At 72.6% G+C, this 18,695-nt stretch carries 13 protein-coding genes; 6 read left to right on the plus strand and 7 right to left on the minus strand.

Features of this window, described 5'->3' with window-relative positions:
* The first annotated feature begins 88 nt into the window (after nucleotides 1-88).
* Nucleotides 89-2,167 (plus strand): S46 family peptidase, encoded by a 2,079-nt coding sequence (locus tag U8525_RS02530; RefSeq protein ID WP_374260646.1) that lies wholly within the window; start codon nucleotides 89-91, stop codon nucleotides 2,165-2,167.
* A 57-nt stretch (nucleotides 2,168-2,224) separates the two neighbouring features.
* Here the strand turns inward: U8525_RS02530 and U8525_RS02535 are convergent, their stop codons facing one another.
* Nucleotides 2,225-3,055 carry a hypothetical protein gene (locus tag U8525_RS02535; RefSeq protein WP_374260648.1) on the minus strand — a complete coding sequence of 277 codons (831 nt, stop codon included), beginning with the start codon at nucleotides 3,053-3,055 and terminating at the stop codon, nucleotides 2,225-2,227.
* 303 nt (nucleotides 3,056-3,358) lie between these two features.
* Between U8525_RS02535 and U8525_RS02540 the strand changes: the two genes are divergently transcribed.
* Nucleotides 3,359-3,970: an adenylate/guanylate cyclase domain-containing protein gene (locus tag U8525_RS02540; protein WP_374260650.1), complete on the plus strand. Its 612-nt coding sequence runs from the start codon at nucleotides 3,359-3,361 to the stop codon at nucleotides 3,968-3,970.
* 39 nt (nucleotides 3,971-4,009) lie between these two features.
* Entirely contained in the window at nucleotides 4,010-4,660 is a 651-nt protein-coding gene (locus U8525_RS02545; protein WP_374260652.1) for a glutathione S-transferase family protein, read from the plus strand.
* Between the two features lies 1 nt (nucleotide 4,661).
* Here the strand turns inward: U8525_RS02545 and U8525_RS02550 are convergent, their stop codons facing one another.
* The 3 genes from U8525_RS02550 to U8525_RS02560 all read right to left on the minus strand — a co-directional run bounded on the left by U8525_RS02550 (nucleotide 4,662) and on the right by U8525_RS02560 (nucleotide 7,695).
* Nucleotides 4,662-5,270, minus strand: coding sequence for an HAD family hydrolase (locus tag U8525_RS02550; RefSeq protein WP_374260655.1), 609 nt, complete (start codon nucleotides 5,268-5,270; stop codon nucleotides 4,662-4,664).
* Nucleotides 5,271-5,286: 16 nt separating this feature from the next.
* Nucleotides 5,287-7,179 carry a methyl-accepting chemotaxis protein gene (locus U8525_RS02555; RefSeq protein WP_374260657.1) on the minus strand — a complete coding sequence of 631 codons (1,893 nt, stop codon included), beginning with the start codon at nucleotides 7,177-7,179 and terminating at the stop codon, nucleotides 5,287-5,289.
* Nucleotides 7,180-7,257: 78 nt separating this feature from the next.
* Complete coding sequence (locus tag U8525_RS02560) at nucleotides 7,258-7,695, minus strand: host attachment protein (protein WP_374260660.1); 438 nt, start codon at nucleotides 7,693-7,695, stop codon at nucleotides 7,258-7,260.
* Nucleotides 7,696-8,101: 406 nt separating this feature from the next.
* Here U8525_RS02560 and U8525_RS02565 point away from each other — a divergent pair, with 406 nt between their 5' ends.
* Nucleotides 8,102-9,628 (plus strand): serine/threonine-protein kinase, encoded by a 1,527-nt coding sequence (locus tag U8525_RS02565; protein WP_374260662.1) that lies wholly within the window; start codon nucleotides 8,102-8,104, stop codon nucleotides 9,626-9,628.
* Nucleotides 9,597-10,319 (plus strand): tetratricopeptide repeat protein, encoded by a 723-nt coding sequence (locus U8525_RS02570; protein ID WP_374260664.1) that lies wholly within the window; start codon nucleotides 9,597-9,599, stop codon nucleotides 10,317-10,319. Before U8525_RS02565 ends, U8525_RS02570 begins: the two co-directional genes overlap by 32 nt.
* 270 nt (nucleotides 10,320-10,589) lie before the next feature.
* On the opposite strand, the gene U8525_RS02575 is transcribed toward U8525_RS02570, so the two are convergent.
* From U8525_RS02575 to U8525_RS02585, 3 genes are all read right to left on the minus strand, one after another.
* Nucleotides 10,590-11,123, minus strand: a complete 534-nt coding sequence (locus U8525_RS02575) for an FHA domain-containing protein (RefSeq protein WP_374260667.1) — start codon at nucleotides 11,121-11,123, stop codon at nucleotides 10,590-10,592.
* Between the two features lie 89 nt (nucleotides 11,124-11,212).
* A complete protein-coding gene (locus tag U8525_RS02580; protein WP_374260669.1) occupies nucleotides 11,213-12,067 on the minus strand; it encodes a RimK family alpha-L-glutamate ligase in 855 nt (284 codons plus the stop codon).
* Between the two features lie 75 nt (nucleotides 12,068-12,142).
* Nucleotides 12,143-13,750, minus strand: a complete 1,608-nt coding sequence (locus tag U8525_RS02585) for a serine/threonine-protein kinase (protein ID WP_374260672.1) — start codon at nucleotides 13,748-13,750, stop codon at nucleotides 12,143-12,145.
* A gap of 237 nt (nucleotides 13,751-13,987) precedes the next feature.
* Between U8525_RS02585 and U8525_RS02590 the strand changes: the two genes are divergently transcribed.
* Entirely contained in the window at nucleotides 13,988-18,592 is a 4,605-nt protein-coding gene (locus U8525_RS02590; RefSeq protein ID WP_374260674.1) for a lamin tail domain-containing protein, read from the plus strand.
* Nucleotides 18,593-18,695: the final 103 nt, after the last annotated feature.

An 18,695-nucleotide genomic window follows, 5' to 3' on the forward strand; every position in this document is an offset into this window, starting at 1 on the left:
TACCCGGCCTCCCACGCGGTTGACGCGCACCCGGCCGCGTTGACAATTCCGACCGTCCGTTTCCCCTACCCACGAAGGAAGACTCCCCGTGTACCGCAGACTGTTCGCGCTTGGCCTGCTGTGGACCCTCCCCGCCGCGGCGGAAGAGGGCATGTGGACCTACGACGCCTTTCCCTCCGCGCAGGTGAAGAAGGCCCATGGCTTCGAGCCGACCCAGGCCTGGCTGGACAAGGTGCGCCTGGGCTCGGTGCGGCTCGCGGGCGGCTGCTCCGCCAGCTTCGTGTCGCCGGACGGCCTGGTGATGACGAACCACCACTGCGTGCGCGGCTGCATCGAGGACCTGACGACCGCGAAGGACGACCTGCTGGCGAAGGGCTTCCAGGCGAGGACGGCGAAGGAGGAGCGCCGCTGTCCCAAGATTGAAGCCAACCAGCTGGTGGAGATGACGGACGTCACCGAGCGGATGAACGCGGCGACGAGGGGCCTGTCCGGCGCGGCCTTCAACACCGCGCTCAAGAAGGAGATGGCCGCGGTGGAGGCCGCGTGCACCACCGGCACGGACGTGCGGTGCGACGTGGTGACGCTCTACAACGGCGGCAAGTACCAGCTCTACAAGTACCGCCGCTTCCAGGACGTGCGGCTCGTCTTCGCGCCGGAGTTCTCCATGGCGGCGTTCGGCGGGGACGCGGACAACTTCAACTTCCCGCGCTACGGCTACGACGTGTCCTTCGTGCGCGTGTGGGAGGGCGACGCGCCGGCCAGGAGCCCGGACTACCTGCCGTGGGCGAAGGAGGGCGCGAAGGAGGGAGACCTGGTCTTCGTCTCCGGCCACCCGGGCGGCACGGAGCGCAAGAGCACGGTGGCGGAGCTGGAGTTCCAGCGCGACGTGGCGCTGCCCCAGACGCTGCTCCAACTGGCGGAGATGCGGGGCGCGCTGCGCGAGTTCACCAGCTCCTCGGCCGAGCGCTACCGCGTGGCGCGCTCCAGCCTGCGCGGCGTGGAGAACGGGCTGAAGGCGCTGAAGGGCCGGCAGGAGACGCTGGCGGACCCCGCGGTGCTCGCGCGCAAGCGGCAGGAGGAGGCGGAGCTGAGGAGGCGCATCGACGCCAACCCCCAGGCGAAGGCGCTGACGCAGGGCATGTGGGAGGAGACGGCGCAGGCGCTGGACGCGTGGCGCCGGATGATGAACGACTACCGCATGAAGGGCGCGGGGGACGCGTTCCGCTCCGACCTGTTCTCCTACGCGCAGGCGCTGGTGCGCGCGGCGGACGAGCTGCCCAAGCCCAACGGAGAGCGCCTGCGCGAGTACACCGACGGCCAGCTGCCGGCGCTGAAGCAGCGGCTGCTGCGCGAGGCGCCCATCCCGGCGGAGCTGGAGGCGCTGACGCTGACGTTCGGCTTCAACAAGCTGCGCGAGACGCTGGGCGCGGATGACCCGTTCGTGCGCCTGGTGCTGGAGAAGGAGGCCCCGGCGGACCTGGCGAAGGCGCTGGTGCGCGGCTCGAAGCTGGGCGACGTGAAGGTGCGCAAGGCGCTGCTGGAGGGTGGCAAGGCGGCGGTGGACGCGTCGAAGGACCCGATGCTCATCCTGGCGCGCAAGGTGGACGCGGAGACGCGCGCGTCGCGCAAGCGCTACGAGGACACGGTGGAGGCGGTGCTCAAGCGCAACGGCGAGCGGCTGGCGAAGGCGTACCTGCTGGTGAACGGCACGGCGGGCGCGCCGGACGCGACCTTCACGCTGCGGCTCAACTACGGGCAGGTGAAGGGCTGGGATGACAACGGCAAGGCGGTGCCGGCGCTGACCACGTTCGGCGGGGCATACGGGCGCGACACGGGCAAGGAGCCCTTCAAGCTGCCGGCGCCGTGGGTGAAGGCGAAGGGGAAGGTGCCGGACGCGACGCCGCTGGACATGGCGACGACCAACGACATCATCGGCGGCAACTCCGGCTCGCCGGTGGTGAACCGGGACGGGCAGGTGGTGGGGCTCATCTTCGACGGCAACCTGCCGTCGCTGGGCGGCCGCTACCTCTACGTGCCGGAGACGAACCGCGCGGTGGCGGTGCACGGTGACGGCATCATGGCCGCGCTGGAGCACGTGTACGGCGCCACCCGCGTGGTCAACGAGCTGAAGGGCGCGCAGGCGGCGTCCGCGGCGCCGGCGCGCTGAGGCTCCGGGCCCGATGCGCCCCGAACCTGTCCGACGGTCGGACAGGTTCGGGAGGGCTCACCGGCCCTGGGGCTTCCGGGCGTGGACCGCCGGGGCGGCACGGCTCAGCAGGCCCTCCGCCTCCAGCGCGGCGCGCACGGCGGGGATGCTGCCGCGGTGCTCCTTGAAGCGCTGGAGGAACAGGCACACCCATCGCGCCGACGGAGCCCGCGTCCCCCAGTCGCGGCCCGCGGTGCCCCAGGGGGGCTGCTTCATGGCGTCCAGGAAGGGAAGGACGTCGTGCGCCCCCAGCAGCGGGCGGTGCGGCGGAAGGGCCGCGCTCCAGGGCTGGCGGCCGCGAGACGCGGCGGACCGGGTGTGGCACTCGCGCAGGAAGCGATTGAAGGTGCGATGGCCCTCGGGCTCCATCAGGAGCGCTCGCAGCAGCTGGGCCTGCTCTCCCCAGTCCAGCGGCCGCGCCTCGCGACGCAGCCAGGGGCGCGCGCGCCACGCGTCGAGGAGGGGGTCCCGGAACGCGAGCGCGCCCTCCAGGTGGCCGAGCGCGTGCTCGCCGATGACGCCTCGGGGCAGCAGGCTCCGCACGTGGCTCAGGCGATCCTCCCGCCGCATCCCGCGCGTGCGAGCGGTGGCCCAGCGGACGAACGGCATCGTCTTGTCGCCGCCGCGCCGCCACCACACCTCCATGCGGAGCTCCGGCCGCTCCCACGGCGCGAAGGAGGGCAGGTCGCGCTCCATGTCCCCGAACCGCAGCCACTCCACCAGCTCCTGGCGGGCCTCCTTGCGGGCCGCGCGGTGGATGCGCGCCCGCGCGTCGCGCGCGGCCTCCCGGTGCTTCGACGGCAGCAGCGAGCGCGCCATCTGCCGGACCTTCTCGTCTGAGTGGATCATCGCCCGCGGGCCCTCCGTGGCCGGCGGGGACGTGGCGCGCACCCATCACCTGACGCGCACTGGACGTCTCCCTCCGCATCGCGTCGGGTGCAAGACAACCGTGAGCCAGGACCTCCCAGGTGCTTGGTGCGTTGCGTCAGGAGCTCACTACGTTGAGGGCGCGGACCTGGATCCGCCTCTGTCTTCGCGCGGTTGCGTTCCCCGGAGCGTCTCCGTTCGGGCGCCTCCCGGGGTGGTTGGGAGCTGGCGCCCGTCGTGCGGTAGCATCACGAGCGTCTCAGCCGGGGGGAGGGAGGATGCACGATGGTGGTGGAGGCTCCGGAGCCCCGGAAGATGTCGGCCATCATGTTCACGGACATGGAGGCCCCCGCAGGTCAACGCTGGCGGGATGAGTCGCTACAGCAAGCGCTGCACGAGGAGCACGGCCAGCTGGTGCGCGGGCTGCTCGCGCGCCACGGCGGCCGCGAGGTGAAGCGCATGGAGGAGGGCGGCTTCCTCCTGGAGTTCGAGTCCGGCCCGCCCGCGGTGGCGTTCGCGCTGGAGTGGCGCGCCGCCGTGGACGCGCGCAACCGCGCCGTGCCCACCGAGCAGCGCATGTCCGTTCGCGCGGGCGCGCACCTGGGCATGGTGGTGCACCGTGACGGCGACGTGTTCGGCGAGGGCGTCAACCTGGCGGCCCGCATCGAGTCCCTGGCGCGCCCGGGCACCGTCTACGTCAGCGAGACCGTGGCCGCGCAGTTGGAAGGCCGGCTGAAGGCGCCGCCCGTGAGGCTGGGCCGCAACGAGCTGAAGAACATCCGGCTGCCGGTGGCGGTGTTCCGCATCGACTCGCCGTCGGAGGGCCGCGACGAGCGCGCGCTCCTGTCGCGTGTGCGTTCACTGCTGGGCCGTAGGCGCGCGCCCGCGAACGGTTGAGGGTGGGGGGCCGGCCGCGCGGCGGTAAGGTGCCGCGCCATGTCCGAGCTCACCCTGGTCGTTGGTTCCAAGAACTACTCCTCGTGGTCGCTGCGCCCCTACCTGGCCCTGGCCCACACCGGCCAGCCTTTCCAGGAGGTGCTGGTGCCGCTGGACACGCCGGAGACGGCGGCGCTCATCGCCCTGCACTCGCCCAGCGGCCGGGTGCCGGTGCTCAAGCACGGGGACACGTTGGTGTGGGACTCGCTGTCCATCTGCGAGTACCTGGCGGAGGCCTTCCCGGAGGCGCGGCTGTGGCCCGCGGACCGGGTGGCGCGCGCGCTGGCGCGCTCGGTGACGTCGGAGATGCACTCGGGCTTCCAGGCGCTGCGCGCGAACCTCCCGATGAACATCTCCGCGCGCAAGGCGGCGCCGGGGATGGACGCGCCGGGCGTGCACGCGGACATCGCGCGCATCCAGGCGCTGTGGGCGGGCTGCCGCGAGCGCTACGGCCAGGGCGGGCCCTTCCTCTTCGGCGCCTTCTCCATCGCGGACGCGTTCTACGCGCCCGTCGTCACCCGCTTCGTCACCTACGGCGTCCCGTTCCGCCCGGAGAACACCGCGTACCGCGACGCGGTGCTGGGCCTGCCGGCGATGCGCAAGTGGACGGAGGCCGCCCGGGGCGAGCCGGAGGTCGCGCGCTACCGGTAGCTCACAGCCCCAGCGACTTCAGCTGCGCGTCGAACGCGGGCGCGTCCGTGAAGACGTACCCGCGCAGGCCCAGCGCGCGGGCCGCGTCCACGAACTCCGGCAGGTCGTCGAAGAAGGCGGCCTCGTGCGGCGCGCAGCCCGCCTGCTGGAGCGCCAGCTGGTAGATGGCCGGCTCCGGCTTCACGTGCCCCACCTCGCAGCTCATCACCAGCGCGTCGAAGCGCTGAAGCAGCGGCAGCCGGGGCTTCAGGAAGGCCACGTGCAGCGCGTTGGTGTTGGACACCAGCACCCGCTTCACCCGCCCGGCGAGCCCCTCCACGCGCGGCAGCACCGCGTCGTGCACGGTGAAGTGGCTGCTCCACAGGGGCGCGAACTCCTCCATGGGCAGGTCCACGCCCAAGGCGCCGCAGACGTCCCGGCGGATGCCCTCCGCGTCCAGGAGGCCCCGGTTCGCCGCGGTCCACCCCGCGCCGGTGAGCCGCCTCGCGGCCTCCCGCGGGTCCAGCCCCGCCCGCGCCGCCAGCCTGGCGAACAGCCGCGCGTTGTCGTGGAACACCAGCACGTTGCCCAGGTCCAGCAGCACGGCCTTCACGGCGGGGAGGTCGGACACGGGAGGCTCCCGGTGCTCAGATGCGGTAGGCGCGCGCGACGCCTTCCATCTGGCTGGCGACGTCCTGCAGCCGCTTCGCCGCGCCGGTGGTGGACTTCAGGCTGGCCTGCGTCTCCGTCATCATGGAGGACAGGTCCGTCACCGCGCTGAAGATCTGCGCGATGCCCGCGTTCTGCTGGTTCACCGCCCCGGCGATCTGCCGCGCCGCCGCGGCGTTGTCCTGGACGATGGTGGCCAGCTCCTTCAGGTGCTCGCCGCTGGTGCGCACCTGCTCCAGCCCCTCCGCGACGCTGGAGTGGCTCTGCTCCGTCATCTTCGCCGTGGAGATGATGGCGTGGCCCAGGTCCCCCAGGATGTCGCGCACCTTCTCCGTGGCCTGGATGGACTGGTCCGCCAGGTTGCGGATCTCCCGCGCCACCACGCTGAAGCCCTTGCCGTGCTCGCCGGAGCGCACCGCCTCGATGGCCGCGTTGAGCGCGAGCATGTTGGACTGGTCCGCCAGGTCCTTCACCGTCTGGGTGATGCCGCCAATCTGCTGCGTGCGCTCGTTGAGCTGCACGATGCGCATGGCCATCTCCCCGGACTGCTCGTGCAGCCCCTGGAAGCCGCCCAGGCTGTCGCGGATGGCGACCTCGCCCGCGCGGCCCACCTCCTCCGCGCGCGCCGCCACGCCCAGCACCGCCTCCGCCTTCTCCGCGGCCAGCAGCGACGTCTGCTTGATCTCCTGCGCCGTCACCTGCGTCTCCTGGAGCGCGGCGGCCTGGCGGGCCACGTTGCGCTCCTGGACCTCGGAGGCGAGGTTGAGCTCCGCCACGGTCTCGCTGAGGACGTGGGTGCCCTCCTGGAGGCTGGTGGCCGTCTCGCGCAGGTTCTTCATCATCTGCCCGAAGGCCTGGGTGAGCTCGCCCACCTCGTCCCGCCCCGCCGTCACCTCCATCACCTGCGTGAGGTCGCCCTCCTTCACCACGCGGCGGACCACCTCGCTGAGCGCGCGCAGCGGCCGGGTGATGCCGCGCGCCAGCACCCACGAGCCCACGCCCACCGCCGCCACGAAGAGGGCGGCCAGCCCCAGCACCAGCTGGCGCATCTGGTTGAGGGGCGCGTAGGCCTCGTCCGGGTCCACCTGGGCGATGAACCTCCACCCGTCCCCCACGTCGCGCACCTCCGAGCCGTTCACCGCGACCACCTCCACGCGGCCCGCGTCGTCGTGCCCGCTCGGGCGCGTGTCGAACAGCGTCCGGCCGTCCGCGCCCCGCAGCTCCAGGGAGAAGCTCGCGTGGCCGCGGCGCTGGGCGCGGGCGAGCGCGGGCTTCACCAGCTCCCCCACCTGGCCCCAGTCGAACGCGGCGAGCAGCACGCCCAGCCGCTGGCCGCGCTCGTCCATCACCGGCACCGCGAGGGGCAGCACGTGCACGCTGTAGATGGGGTCCTCCACCTCCACGCCCTCCGCGGTGGTGGTGCCGGCCTGCGCCTTCTGGAACCACGGCGCCTGGCGCACCGCCTCCGCGCCCCCGGCGTACGCGTCGCGCAGCGCGGGCGTGCTGGCGGAGACCGCCACGCCGTCGTCGCTGAAGAGCACGATGCCGTTGAGCGTGAGGTAGCGCCGCTGCAGGAGCGACAGCATGGCGTCGCTCGCGGCGGGGTCCTTCGTGCGCAGCGCCTGGCGCAGGACCGGGTCCTCCGCCCAGCTGTGAGCGCTCGACTCGCGCTCCGCCAGGGTGGACTCCAGGAGGTCCTTGAACCCCTCGGCCTCCATGCGCAGCGAGGCGTCGATCTGCGCCTCCGTCTGCTGGCGCATCAGCCGGTCCTGCAAGCCGGTCAGCGCCAGGAGCGGCACGCACGACACGAGGGTCATGTACAGCAGCAGCCGCCCACGCAGCGTCAGGGACGGCAGGATGAAAGAAGGCATGGCACGCCGGCGCGAAGAAGAGGACCCGGGTTCCTATACCAGAACCCGGGCCCCGAACCCCCCTGGCCGACGGGCCGCCTACAGCACGGGCACCCGGTCGGGCAGGTCCCGCGCGGGCAGGCTGGAGTAGTCCGCGTCCAGGTCCAGCCGTACCCGCTGCTTCACGCGCGTGCTGAGCAGCCTCCGGAGCTGACCCAGGAAGCCCGGCGGCGCCGCGATGACCAACTGGTCGAAGGCGTGCGTGTCCACGCCCCGGTCCAGGTGCGCGGACAGCTCGCGCGCGAAGCGCTCGTGCTCCAGCTGGCGCCGGCCGTCCGGCTCGTTCTCTGGCACCGGACCGTGCAGCGTGCCCGCGTTGGGGTTGTCCGCCTGGTTGAACAGGTCGCTGGACCTGGCTCGGCTCTCGTCGTGCTGGAACTGCTCGATGAGGTCCCACTTCTCCGCCTTCGCGTCCGTGGCGAAGAGCCGGGCCCGACTCGCGTTGGCCACCAGGATCCAGAGCCTCTTGTCCGCCATCTTCACGCCTCCTTGTCTCTTGAGGGATGCGGACCCCCGCAGGCCCCGGCAAGCTTCCCCCAGCGAGCCGACTCCCCGTCGCGCGGAGGCCAGGCGGCCCGGCCTCCGCCCCCTTCCTGACAGGGAACACTCCCCGTGCCCCCCGGTGCCTGACGACCTCCGCCCACGTTGACCCGCCGCATGCGAGCGGCGACCATCGTGCGCGGGGGAATTGGATGGGAGTCGGTTGTATGGAGAAGTATTTCATTGTCCTTGGACGGGAGGTGCGCGGTCGCCGCACATGCCACCTGTCCACGCGGCGCACGGCGGGTGAAGCGTCACGTGCCGAAAGTTTTTCCGTCTCGCGCGCGATAGATGCCCTCCCCTGGGTTGCAGGGTGGCTCGACCATGGAAACCTGATCCCCCCATGGGCACCGACGACCTCCTTGCGCTCACAGTCCTGTCCGAACCGGGTGACGCCGTGACCGACAGCGGCGGAGCCCCGGTCGCGATGGCGCCGACCGGACAGGAGGCCCAGGAAGGGGCGGTGCTGGGCAACTACCAGTTGGAGAAGCTCCTGGGCGAAGGCTCCATGGGCCGGGTCTTCCAGGCGCGGCACGTGCGGCTGGGGCGCCAGGTGGCGCTCAAGGTGCTCAAGCCGGAGCACGCGCGGGACAGCTCGTTCGTGCAGCGCTTCTTCCAGGAGGCGCGCACCGTCAATCAGATCAACCACGAGCACATCGTGGAGGTCTTCGACTTCGTGGACGAGTCGCCCGACGGGTACGTCTACTGCGTGATGGAGCTGTTGCGCGGGCGGAGCCTGGCGGAGCTGCTGAAGGAGGAGGGCCTGACGCTGGAGCGCGTGCAGCGCATGGGCGTGCAGGTGTGCGCGGCGCTGGGCGCGGCCCACCAGGTGGGCGTGGTGCACCGGGACATCAAGCCGGACAACCTCTTCATCACGCAGCGCTCCGGGCATCAGGACTTCGTGAAGGTGCTGGACTTCGGCGTGGCGAAGCTCATCACCGCGCAGACGGGCGTGAGCCTCACCGGCACGCTGGACGGGACCATCATCGGCACGCCGGCGTACATGGCGCCGGAGCAGGCCGCGGGGCTGCCGGTGGACGCGCGCGCGGACATCTACGCGGTGGGCAACATCCTCTACGAGATGCTCTCCGGGCACCCGCCCTTCCAGGCGCCGGCCTTCGGGCAGCTGGTGGTGCAGATCATCACCCAGCCGCCGCCGCCCCTGCCCACGCACCTGCCGTCGGGCGAGCGCGTGCCGCCGGAGCTGGCGGAGCTGGTGATGCGCTGCCTGGCGAAGGAGCCGGAAGGACGGCCCCAGCAGCTGGCGGAGGTCACCACGGCGCTCCTCCTGATGCCCACCGCGCCGGCCGCGCCCGCGCGCACGGAGGTGGTGGCGGAGGAGGCGGAGCGGCCCACCCAGCGCATGCGGGTGCCGGGCCTCCTGCGCGACCGGCGGCTCCAGGTGTCGGCGGGGCTGGTGGCGCTCGCGCTGGTGTCCGGCGTCACCACGTGGACGGGGCTTCACTCGATGCGCGCCCCGCGGGCGGAGGAGGCCCCGGCGGCCGCCGCTGTCGCCGCCACGGGGGCTCCGGTCGCGGGCGCACCGGGCTCGGCGGACGCGGTGACGCTCACGGTGCACTCGTCGCCGCCGGGCGCCAGGGTGGTGCGCGTGGACACCGGCGAGGAGCTGGGCACCACGCCGCTGACGAAGGCGCTGAGCCGCAAGGCGGTGCCGCCGCAGCTGCGCGTGGAGCTGGCCGGCTACGTTCCGCTGGAGCGGGCGGTGGAGCTGAAGCAGGATGGCGCCGCCGCGGAGCTGTCCGTGCCGCTCGTGAAGGCGAGCGCCGGGCCCCGCCGCGCTCCCTCGCGCACGCCGGCCCGCAAGGGAGGAAGTCGGGATGCGGTCATCGATCCATTCGCGCCGCACTGAGCACAAGGCCCTGGGCCTGGTGCTCGCGCTCGCGCTGGGGACGCCGCTCCCGGCGGTGGCGGCGGATGCGACGGCCGCCGCCGCGGAGAGCCAGGCGCGGGAGCGGTTCTCCGAGGGCAACCTGGCGTACGACCTGGGCGAGTTCGACCGGGCGCTCAAGTCCTTCAGCGAGGCGTACCGCCTCAAGCCGCTGCCCGCGTTCCTCTTCAACATCGCGCAGTGCCACCGGCAGCTGAAGAACCCGTCGCGCGCGGCCTTCTTCTACCGGCGCTACCTGTCGCTGTCGGAGGGGGAGCCGGCGAACGCGGACGTGGTGCGCGAGCTCATCGCGGAGATGGACGCCCAGGTGCGCGTCCAGGAGGCGCAGCGCCGGGAGCGCGAGCGCTTCGCCCGGGACCGCGAGCTGCAGCGCGCGAGGGAGCAGGCCGCGCTGGCGGAGGCCCGCGCCAACGAGGCGAGGCTCGCCGCGAATTCGTCCTCCGCGCCTGGGCGGGATGGGGCCTCCCAGGCCCTGGCCATTCAGGTGCCGGACGCGTCCGTGGAGACGGAGGCGGGCGCCTCCAAGCCGTGGACGCGCCGCTGGTATGTCTGGGCGGGCGTGGGCGCGGCGGCGCTGCTCGCGGGCGGCGCCGTGTGGCTCGCCACGGCGCCGGAGCCCCGGGACACGACGCTCGGCACCGTGGGGCGGTAGGCGCCGCGCCCGGGGTGCTGCCGCGGCGGAGCGCCTGTGGGCGCGACGCGGCGGTGGAGCCCCGCGCCAGCGCGTCCCGGTCGCGGGGGCGGCGCGTGCTCGGCGGTCAGCCTGGTGGCGGCGGAGACGTGCGCCTGCCTCCGCGCCGCGCGCCTCGGGGGCGGCGCGTGCTCGGCGGTCAGCCTGGTGGCGGCGGAGACGTGCGCCCGCCTCCGCGCCGCGCGCCTCGGGGGCGGAGGCGGCGCGTGCTCGGTGCCGGCCTGGCTGCCTTCAGCGCTGCGGCGGCGCGGCGGCCTGGGCCAGCACCTGCGCGGCGATGCGGCCGATGCGGGCGTGGAACGACGGCGCGTCGTGGAAGGTGAGGCGCACGTCGCCTACCTTCAACTCGTCGCCCGTCGCCAGGAGGCGCGGCTGCTCTGCCTCCAGCGCCTCTCCGTTCACCGTCACCGGCTGGGACTGCGCCAGCCGCTCCACCTGCCAGCCGCCGTCCGGCGTGGGGTGCAGCGCCAGCTGGTCTCGCGACACCGTGGCGTCATTCACCACGAAGGTGTTTTGCGACGCGCGCCCCAGCTTCAGGGGGCCCCGGTCCGCCACCCCCATCAGCTCGAAGCACAGCGCGTCGCCCGCGGGCAGGCAGTCGCGCAGGTCCATCATGGGCAGCCGCGTGGCCGCCACGTTCTGCTCGTCGGGGACGTTCCACGCGCCCGCCTCCCACACCAACCACGCGTGCGGGTACTTGGCGTTGAACTTCTCCTGGAGTGCCATGTGCTGCCGGATGAGCAGCGAGAGCAACAGGGCTCGCATGCCTCAGTCATAACTCCATCCGCCGCTTCCGTGTCGCCCCAGCGGCCATCCAGGTGTCCACGATTGGGCGAATGGGCCGTCCACCGAGGCTACAACCGCGCCACGACGGCCTCCGCCAGCCGCTCCGCCGCGCCCGGATCCATGGGCAGGAAGAGGCACGGCTCCGTCACCTCCACCTCCTGAAGCCGGGTGCGCCCCTCGTTGTCCGTGGCCACGTCCACGCGCGCGTACAGCAGCCGCGCGCCCCCGGACGCCTCCAGCACCTCGTGCGCCACCCGGCGCTCCAGCGGGTCCTCCGGCGTGAAGCCGCGCGGCTCCGTGAAGCCCCGGGGCGCGGTGGACAGCGTGGGCGGGCGGCGCACCGCGTGGCTGAAGACGCCGTTGAAGAAGATGTAGGAGCGCTCGCCCTCCGTCTCGAAGGCGCGCAGGTAGGGCTGCACCATCACGTCGCCCTCCTTCGCCAGCAGGGCCACCTGGGCGCTCGCGTCGTCCCACTGCTCGCGCCGGAAGACGAAGACCTTGAGCCCGCCCGCGGCCACCGCGGGCTTGAGCACCACCGCGTCCCAGCCGCGCTCGCGCGCCGTCGCCGCCACGTCCAGCGTTCCGCCGGGCGGCACCCAGACGGTGGGCGTCAGCGGCAGGCCGCGCGCCTCCATCGCCTTCAGGTAGCCCTTGTGCGTGTTCCACCGGAGCACGTCCGCCGGGTTGAACAGCCGCGTGACGCTCCCCACGCGGTCCGCCCACGCGACGAACTCCTCGCGGCGCAGGTGGCTGTCCCAGGCGTTGCGCACCACCGCCGCGCGGACGCGGCTCCAGTCCACCGCGGGGTCGTCCCAGATGACCGGCTGCGCGTCCAGGCCCAGCGCGCGCAGCGCGGGCACCAGCGGCGCGTCCAGCGGGTACAGCTGCGGCAGTCCGGCGTAGGTGATGACGGCGATGTCCAAGGTGGAGGGCTCCGGGTGGAGGAAACGCGCCGCGTTCTAACGCGCTCCCCCGCCCCGCGCATCCACGCCCCCGGGTCAGGCCAGGCGCGCCAGGGGCTGCTTCCCCGCGGCCGCCTTCTCCACGGTCTGCTGCGTCAGCTGCTCCGCCAGCGCCTTCGCCTCGCGCGCCACCCGCCCCAGCTCCCCCTGGCCGTGGGGGAACGGGGCCGCGGGGCCCTCCAGCGCCAGGAGCTGCTGCCGCAGCGCCGCGCCGTGGGGCGTGCGCTTCGCCGGGTCCTTCTGGAGCAGCTGCATGACGATGAGGTCCAGCGCCAGCGGCACCGCGGGGTTGAGCTGCGAGGGCGGGACGACCTCCTGGTCCACCGCCGCGCGCAGGAGCATCTCCTCCGAGTGGCCGCTCAGCGCGCGCTGGCCGGTGAGGGCCTCGTGCAGCGTGAGCCCCAGGGCGAAGAGGTCCGCCCTCCCGTCGATGTCCTGGCCCAGGGCCTGCTCCGGCGCCATGTAGCCCAGCTTGCCGCGCACGCTGCCGGCCACCGTCAGGTGCGCGCGGGCCGCGTCGCGCGCGATGCCGAAGTCCGACAGCTTCACCTCGCCAATGCGCGACACCAGGATGTTGGGCGGGTTCAGGTCGCGGTGCACCAGCCGCAGGGGCACGCCGTCCGCGCTGGTGCGCCGGTGCAGGTAGTCCAGCGCGGACGCCAGCTCCGCGGCCAGGAACGTCGCGGCGGCCAGGGGCAGCGGCCGGCGGTTCCGCGGGTGGAGCAGCGCGCTCAGGGGCAGCCCGTCCACGTACTCCATGGCCAGGAAGTAGGTGCCGCCGTGGCGGCCCAGGTCGAACACCTGGACGATGTTGGGGTGGTAGAGCGACGAGCACAGCTCCGCCTCGCGCCGGAACATCGTCACGAAGGCCGCGTCGTCCGCGTAGGACGGCAGGATGCGCTTCAGGGCCACCTGCTTCTCGAAGCCGCCCTCCGGCGAGTACGTGGCCCGGTACACCTCCGCCATGCCGCCCGCGCCCAGCCGCTCGTGCAGCACGTACTTGCCCATGACCTCCTGCTCGCGCAGCGCCGCGAGCGCGCTCCGGGTGCGCTCCAGGAAGTGCCGCGCCAGCGTCGCCGTCAGCGCGCCCGTGGCCACGAAGAAGAACGCGCGCACGCAGATGAACAGCGGCGCCAGGGTGACCAGCGGCTTCTCCGGCAGCAGCGGCCGCACGAAGCCGAAGTAGAGCGCCAGGTACTCCGCCGCCACCAGCGCGCCCGCGGCCAGCCCCAGGCGCGGGTTGCTGCGCAGGCCCGCCAGCGTCACCAGCGTGCCCCAGATGACCAGCGTGGGCGCGGTGAGCGCGTAGACCGGCCCCTGGTAGCGCAGGTCGAACGTGAGCACCACCGCCGGGATGCTCACCTCGATGAACACGTTCAGCCACGGGATGGCCGGGTGGAACGCACCGGAGCGCAGCACCCACCACATGCACCCGTAATAGCCAGACAGCACCGTGGACAGCCCCATCAGCGCGAACGTCAGGTCCCAACCCATCGCGGGCCCCAGCGCCGCGGCCACCACCACGCAGATGGCGGACAGGATGCTCATGAAGCGCGCCACCGAAAGCTCCCGCGCCTGCGCGTCACGCCGCAGGTGCGCGTCCAGGAAGCGCGACACGGTGCTCGATGGATTCCGGGTAATCATGTCCCCCCACTCTAGAACGTGGCAGGCCGCGTCATCCGCTGGCCCCCCCACACGTTGGGTGCGCTCCTACCACACCTCCCGCTGCTGGGTAGACCTTTGCAACCCCATGAAGTGGACTTCGGGGGTCAGGTATCGCTGAAATGTTGCACCCCTGCCTCACGCGGCATGAGAGGCACTGGGGGCTTTCCTCGTCGCACCTGTTCCTTTTCCAAGCACTGCCTTCGGGCAGGAGGCTTCATGCGCAGCTCCCGTTTATTGCTGGCCGCTTTGGGCACAGTCCTGCTGTTGGGCAGCGCCTGTAGTTCGGATGAACCCGAGGTCACGGCGGTCTGCGGTGACGGAAAGAAGGAAGGTGCCGAGCAGTGCGATGATGGCAACACCGTCGGTGGCGACGGGTGCGAGGCGAACTGCACGCTCCCTGGCGCGAAGTGTGGCGACGGCATCAAGGCGCCCACGGAGGCCTGCGACGACGGCAACACGGTGAGCGGCGACGGGTGCGAGGCGGACTGTACCGTCACGCCCACCCAGACGACGCAGTGTTGGGCCACGCCGCCCGCGCCGCTGGCGAACGGGGCCACCTGCGAGGTGACGAAGGCGGGCACGGCGGGGAAGCTCTTCGTCGGCATCGTGCTCAAGGACGGCGAGACGCTGACGGGCGGCCAGGTGCTGGTGGACGCCCAGGGCGTCATCACCTGCGCCGCGTGCGACTGCTCGCAGGCGGCCGGCGCCGCGGAGGCCACGGTGGTGACGTGCCCCACGGGCGTCATCTCCCCGGGCCTCATCAACCCGCATGACCACATCACCTACCCGGGCGCGCCCGTGGCCAGCACCAGCGCGGAGCGCTACGAGCACCGCCACGACTGGCGCACGGGCAACAACAAGCACACCCGGCTGAACAACCCGGCCAACTCCAAGGCGGACGCCATCCGCTGGTCGGAGCTGCGCCAGGTGATGGCGGGCACCACCTCCATCGCGGGCGCGGGCGGGCAGGCCGGGTTCCTGCGCAACCTGGACGTGTCCACCGTCGCGCAGCAGGAGGGGCTGGCGGAGGGGTACGCGGACTCGGACACCTTCCCGCTGGGGGACAGCAGCGGCACCACGCTGACGGACTCGTGCTCGTACAGCTCGTTCCCGTCCGCGACGACCATCACGGGCCGCGCGTCCGCGTACCTGCCGCACATCGCGGAGGGCATCGCGGCCACGGCGCAGAACGAGTTCCGCTGCCTGTCCTCGGGCACCGGGAACGTGCTGTTCCCGCGCTCGGCCATCATCCACGGCGTGGGCCTCACCGCCCGGGAGATTTCGGAGATGGTGGCGCACGGCACGGGCCTGGTCTGGTCGCCGCGCTCCAACATCTCGCTGTACGGCGACACGGCGATGGTGACGGCCTTCAAGCGGATGGGCGCGTCCATCTCCCTGGGCACGGACTGGATCCGCTCCGGCTCCATGAACATCCTGCGCGAGCTGCGCTGCGCGGACCACCTCAACACCACGCGCTACGCCAAGACCTTCACGGACGAGGACCTGTGGCGCATGGTGACGGCCAACGCCGCGGACGTGGTGGACTTCTACGAGCGCGTGGGCCGCATCGCCCCGGGCAAGGTGGCGGACCTGGCCATCTTCCGCGTGGGCACGAACGCGGCCTCGCCGTTCCGCGCGGTCATCGCCGCGGAGCCGGCGGACGTGGTGCTGACGGTGCGCGGCGGCAAGCCGCTCTACGGTGACCAAGCGCTGGTGGACGGCCTCAAGGGCACGGACACCTGCGACGCGCTGGACGTGTGCGGCACGCAGAAGGCCGCGTGCGTGAAGTCGGAGATCGGCAAGACGCTGACGGAGTTCCAGGGCTCCACGGACACCCAGGGCCTCTACCCGCTGTTCGCGTGCGGCACCCCGGAGAACGAGCCCACCTGCGAGCCCTCGCGCAGCGCGGTGAACACCAGCTTCCCGGTGGCCGCCGTCAACGGCTCCACCGTCTACACGGGCGTGGCGAGCGCGGCGGACGCGGACGCGGACGGCGTCGAGGACGCCTTCGACAACTGCCCCGCCATCTTCAACCCCGTGCGCCCCATGGACAACGGGCGGCAGCTGGACACGGACGGCGACGGCGTGGGTGACGCGTGCGACCCGTGCCCCCTGGAGGCGGGCACCACCGCGTGCCAGGCCTTCCGCGGCGACGACGACGACCACGACGGCGTGCCCACCTGGCTGGACAACTGCCCCTTCGTGGCCAACGCGGATCAGCAGGACACGGATGGCGACGGCAAGGGCGACGCGTGCGACGGCTGCCCGAGTGACGCGAACGCGTGCGCGGCCACGGATCCGTCCGACTTCGACTACGACGGCATCACCGCCCCCGGCGACAACTGCCCGCTGGTGGCCAACCCGGACCAGCAGGACACGGATGGCGACGGCGTGGGCGACGCGTGCGACGCGTGCCCGGTGGCCAACCCCGCTGGCGCCGCGTGCGCCATCACCGTCTACGACGTGAAGACGACGCCGCGCACCGGCAACCAGTCGCTGGTGGGCACGAAGGTGGTGGTGGACGACGTGGTGGTGACCGCGCTGGATGCGAAGGTGGATAACGGCTACTGGGTGCAGGTGGCGCACTACCCGGCGGGCAAGGGGGCGGAGAACTCCGGCCTCTTCATCTACAGCGCCAAGTCCGCGGTCGCGGTGGGCGACAACATCCGCGTGGAGGGCTCGCTGAAGGACTACTTCGGCCTGCTGGAGTTGACGGACGCGAAGGTGACGAAGAACAGCGCGGCCAACCCGCTGCCGGCGCCGGAGGTGGTGCGCACGGAGGACATCCGCACCAACGGCCCGCGGGCGAAGGCGCTGGAGGGCGCGCTGGTGGAGGTCCACGACGTCTTCAATACCCGCCTGGAGAACACCAACCGCGAGTTCATCGTGGACGAGAACAAGTCCGGCAACCCGGCGTCCTCGGGCCTGATGGTGGACGACCAGGCCTTCAACTACCCCGCGCAGGTGCTGGGCACGGAGTACACCACGCTGCGCGGCGTGCTCACGTTCACCTTCAGCGACCACAAGCTGCTGCCCCGGAGCGCGGCGGACATGGTCATCCCGCTGCCGCCCCTGCCGGCGCTGACGGGCTTCACGTCCGGCGGCTTCGCGCGCGTGGGCGGCACCCAGGCCATTCCCCAGCCGCTCACCGTGAGCATCGCGAACGCCTACCCGGTGGATGTCACCGTGACCATCAGCTCCGCCGACGCGGCGGCGCTGACCGCGGCGGGTGGGCAGGTGGTGATCCCGGCCGGCCAGACCAGCGCCACGGTGGCGCTGGAGGCGAAGGCGGTGGCGGCCTCGGTGACCCTCACCGCGACGCTGGGCACGTCCTCCCTGACGACCGGGCTGCGCGTGCTGGGGGAGGACGAGGCGGCTGGCGCCACGGAGCTCACCCCGGCGACGCAGGGCGTGGCGCCGGGCGGTGTCGCGCGCTTCACCGTGACGTTCGACCGGCCGGTGCCGGCGGGCACCCCGCTGGACGTGACCGTGGCGCCCGCGGGCTTTGGCGCCGTCACCGCCCAGGCCGTGACGGCGGACGCGCTGACGGCCACCTTCGACGTGACCGTGGAGGAGGCCAGCACCGGCTCCGGCACGGTGACGCTGGGCGCGCTGAGCGCCACGGTGAACGTCATCACGGACGTGCCGCGGCTCGTGTCGCTCACCCCGCTCACCGCCACGGTGAACGCGGGCGCGGCGCAGGAGTTCACGGTGACGCTGGAGTCCGCTCCGACGGACGCCGTGCAGGTGCTGCTGGCGCTGACCTCGCCGGCCACGCCCTTCGGCGCGCTGTCCGCCACGTCGGTGACGGTGGGCGCGGGCGAGACGACGGCGACGGTGACGTTCACCGCCGCCGCGGATGGGGAGGGGGCGGGCGCGGTGTCCGCCTCGCTCAACGGCATCACGCGCTCGGCGTCGCTGACCGTGCTCCCTCCGCCCGCGAAGCTCGCCAGCGTCACGCCGGACCTCGTGACGGTGACGGTGGGCACGACGCAGACCTTCACCGTCACGCTGGACCGCAAGGCCCCCGCGGGCGGCGCGGTCGTGGACGTGGCGTTCGCTCCGTCGGAGCTGGGCTCGCTGTCGGCCTCGACGGTGACGGTGCCGGAAGGCGAGACGACCGCCACGGTCGTCTTCACCGCCACGGAGGCCACGGGCGATGGCCAGCTCACCGCGTCCTACCAGGGCGTGACGAAGCAGGCGGCCGTGACGGTGGCCGAGGTGCAGGGCCACGTCGTCATCAGCGAGTTCTGCGGCGGCACCACCGCCAACGCGTCGGACGAGTTCGTGGAGCTCTACAACCCCACGAACGCGGACATCGACATGAGCGGCTGGAAGGTCCAGTACCGGGCCGCGGGGGCGACCTCCAAGTACAGCCAGTCCAGCAGCCTGCCCCAGGGCGCGATCATCAAGGCGCACGGCTACTACCTGCTGGTCGGCAGCGGCTATCCCTCGGACGCGGCCGTGAAGGAGGACGCGAAGTACGGGTTCAACTCGTCCGCCAGCACGTCGGGCGGCGGCCATGTGCGAATCGGAACGTCCGCCCTCGGTGACGCGGATGGTGACGTGAACGCCATCGACACCCTGGGCTACGGCACGGGCGCGGCCCCTGAGGGCGGCCACGCCGCGCCGGCGCACCCCGCGTCCGGCGGCAGTCTGGAGCGCAAGGCCCGGGCGACCTCCTCCTCCGCCTCCATGGCGGAGGGCGGCGAGGACGAGCTCGCCGGCAACGGTCAGGACACGGACGACAACGCGGCGGACTTCGTGCAGCGCTCGACGCGCCAGCCGCAGAACTCGTCGAGCCCCATCGAGATGCCGTAGCGCCGGCGCCTCACCCCGCTCCCCTCACCGGGGAGCGGGGGGCTGAAGCCCCCCTGAAATGAAGACGCCCGGTCCCCTCGCGCGGGGGACCGGGCGTCTGTCC

It is taken from the genome of Corallococcus sp. RDP092CA, assembly GCF_041903675.1.
Classification (GTDB): domain Bacteria; phylum Myxococcota; class Myxococcia; order Myxococcales; family Myxococcaceae; genus Corallococcus.

Excerpts from the sequence above, each read along its gene's own strand:
- U8525_RS02570 (WP_374260664.1), top strand. The coding sequence starts at position 9,597 with ATGCGGTCATCGATCCATTCGCGCCGCACTGAGCACAAGGCCCTGGGC.
- U8525_RS02565 (WP_374260662.1), top strand. The coding sequence starts at position 8,102 with ATGGGCACCGACGACCTCCTTGCGCTCACAGTCCTGTCCGAACCGGGT.
- U8525_RS02575 (WP_374260667.1), bottom strand. The coding sequence starts at position 11,123 with ATGCGAGCCCTGTTGCTCTCGCTGCTCATCCGGCAGCACATGGCACTC.
- U8525_RS02540 (WP_374260650.1), top strand. The coding sequence starts at position 3,359 with ATGGTGGTGGAGGCTCCGGAGCCCCGGAAGATGTCGGCCATCATGTTC.
- U8525_RS02560 (WP_374260660.1), bottom strand. The coding sequence starts at position 7,695 with ATGGCGGACAAGAGGCTCTGGATCCTGGTGGCCAACGCGAGTCGGGCC.
- U8525_RS02545 (WP_374260652.1), top strand. The coding sequence starts at position 4,010 with ATGTCCGAGCTCACCCTGGTCGTTGGTTCCAAGAACTACTCCTCGTGG.
- U8525_RS02585 (WP_374260672.1), bottom strand. The coding sequence starts at position 13,750 with ATGATTACCCGGAATCCATCGAGCACCGTGTCGCGCTTCCTGGACGCG.
- U8525_RS02535 (WP_374260648.1), bottom strand. The coding sequence starts at position 3,055 with ATGATCCACTCAGACGAGAAGGTCCGGCAGATGGCGCGCTCGCTGCTG.
- U8525_RS02555 (WP_374260657.1), bottom strand. The coding sequence starts at position 7,179 with ATGCCTTCTTTCATCCTGCCGTCCCTGACGCTGCGTGGGCGGCTGCTG.
- U8525_RS02590 (WP_374260674.1), top strand. The coding sequence starts at position 13,988 with ATGCGCAGCTCCCGTTTATTGCTGGCCGCTTTGGGCACAGTCCTGCTG.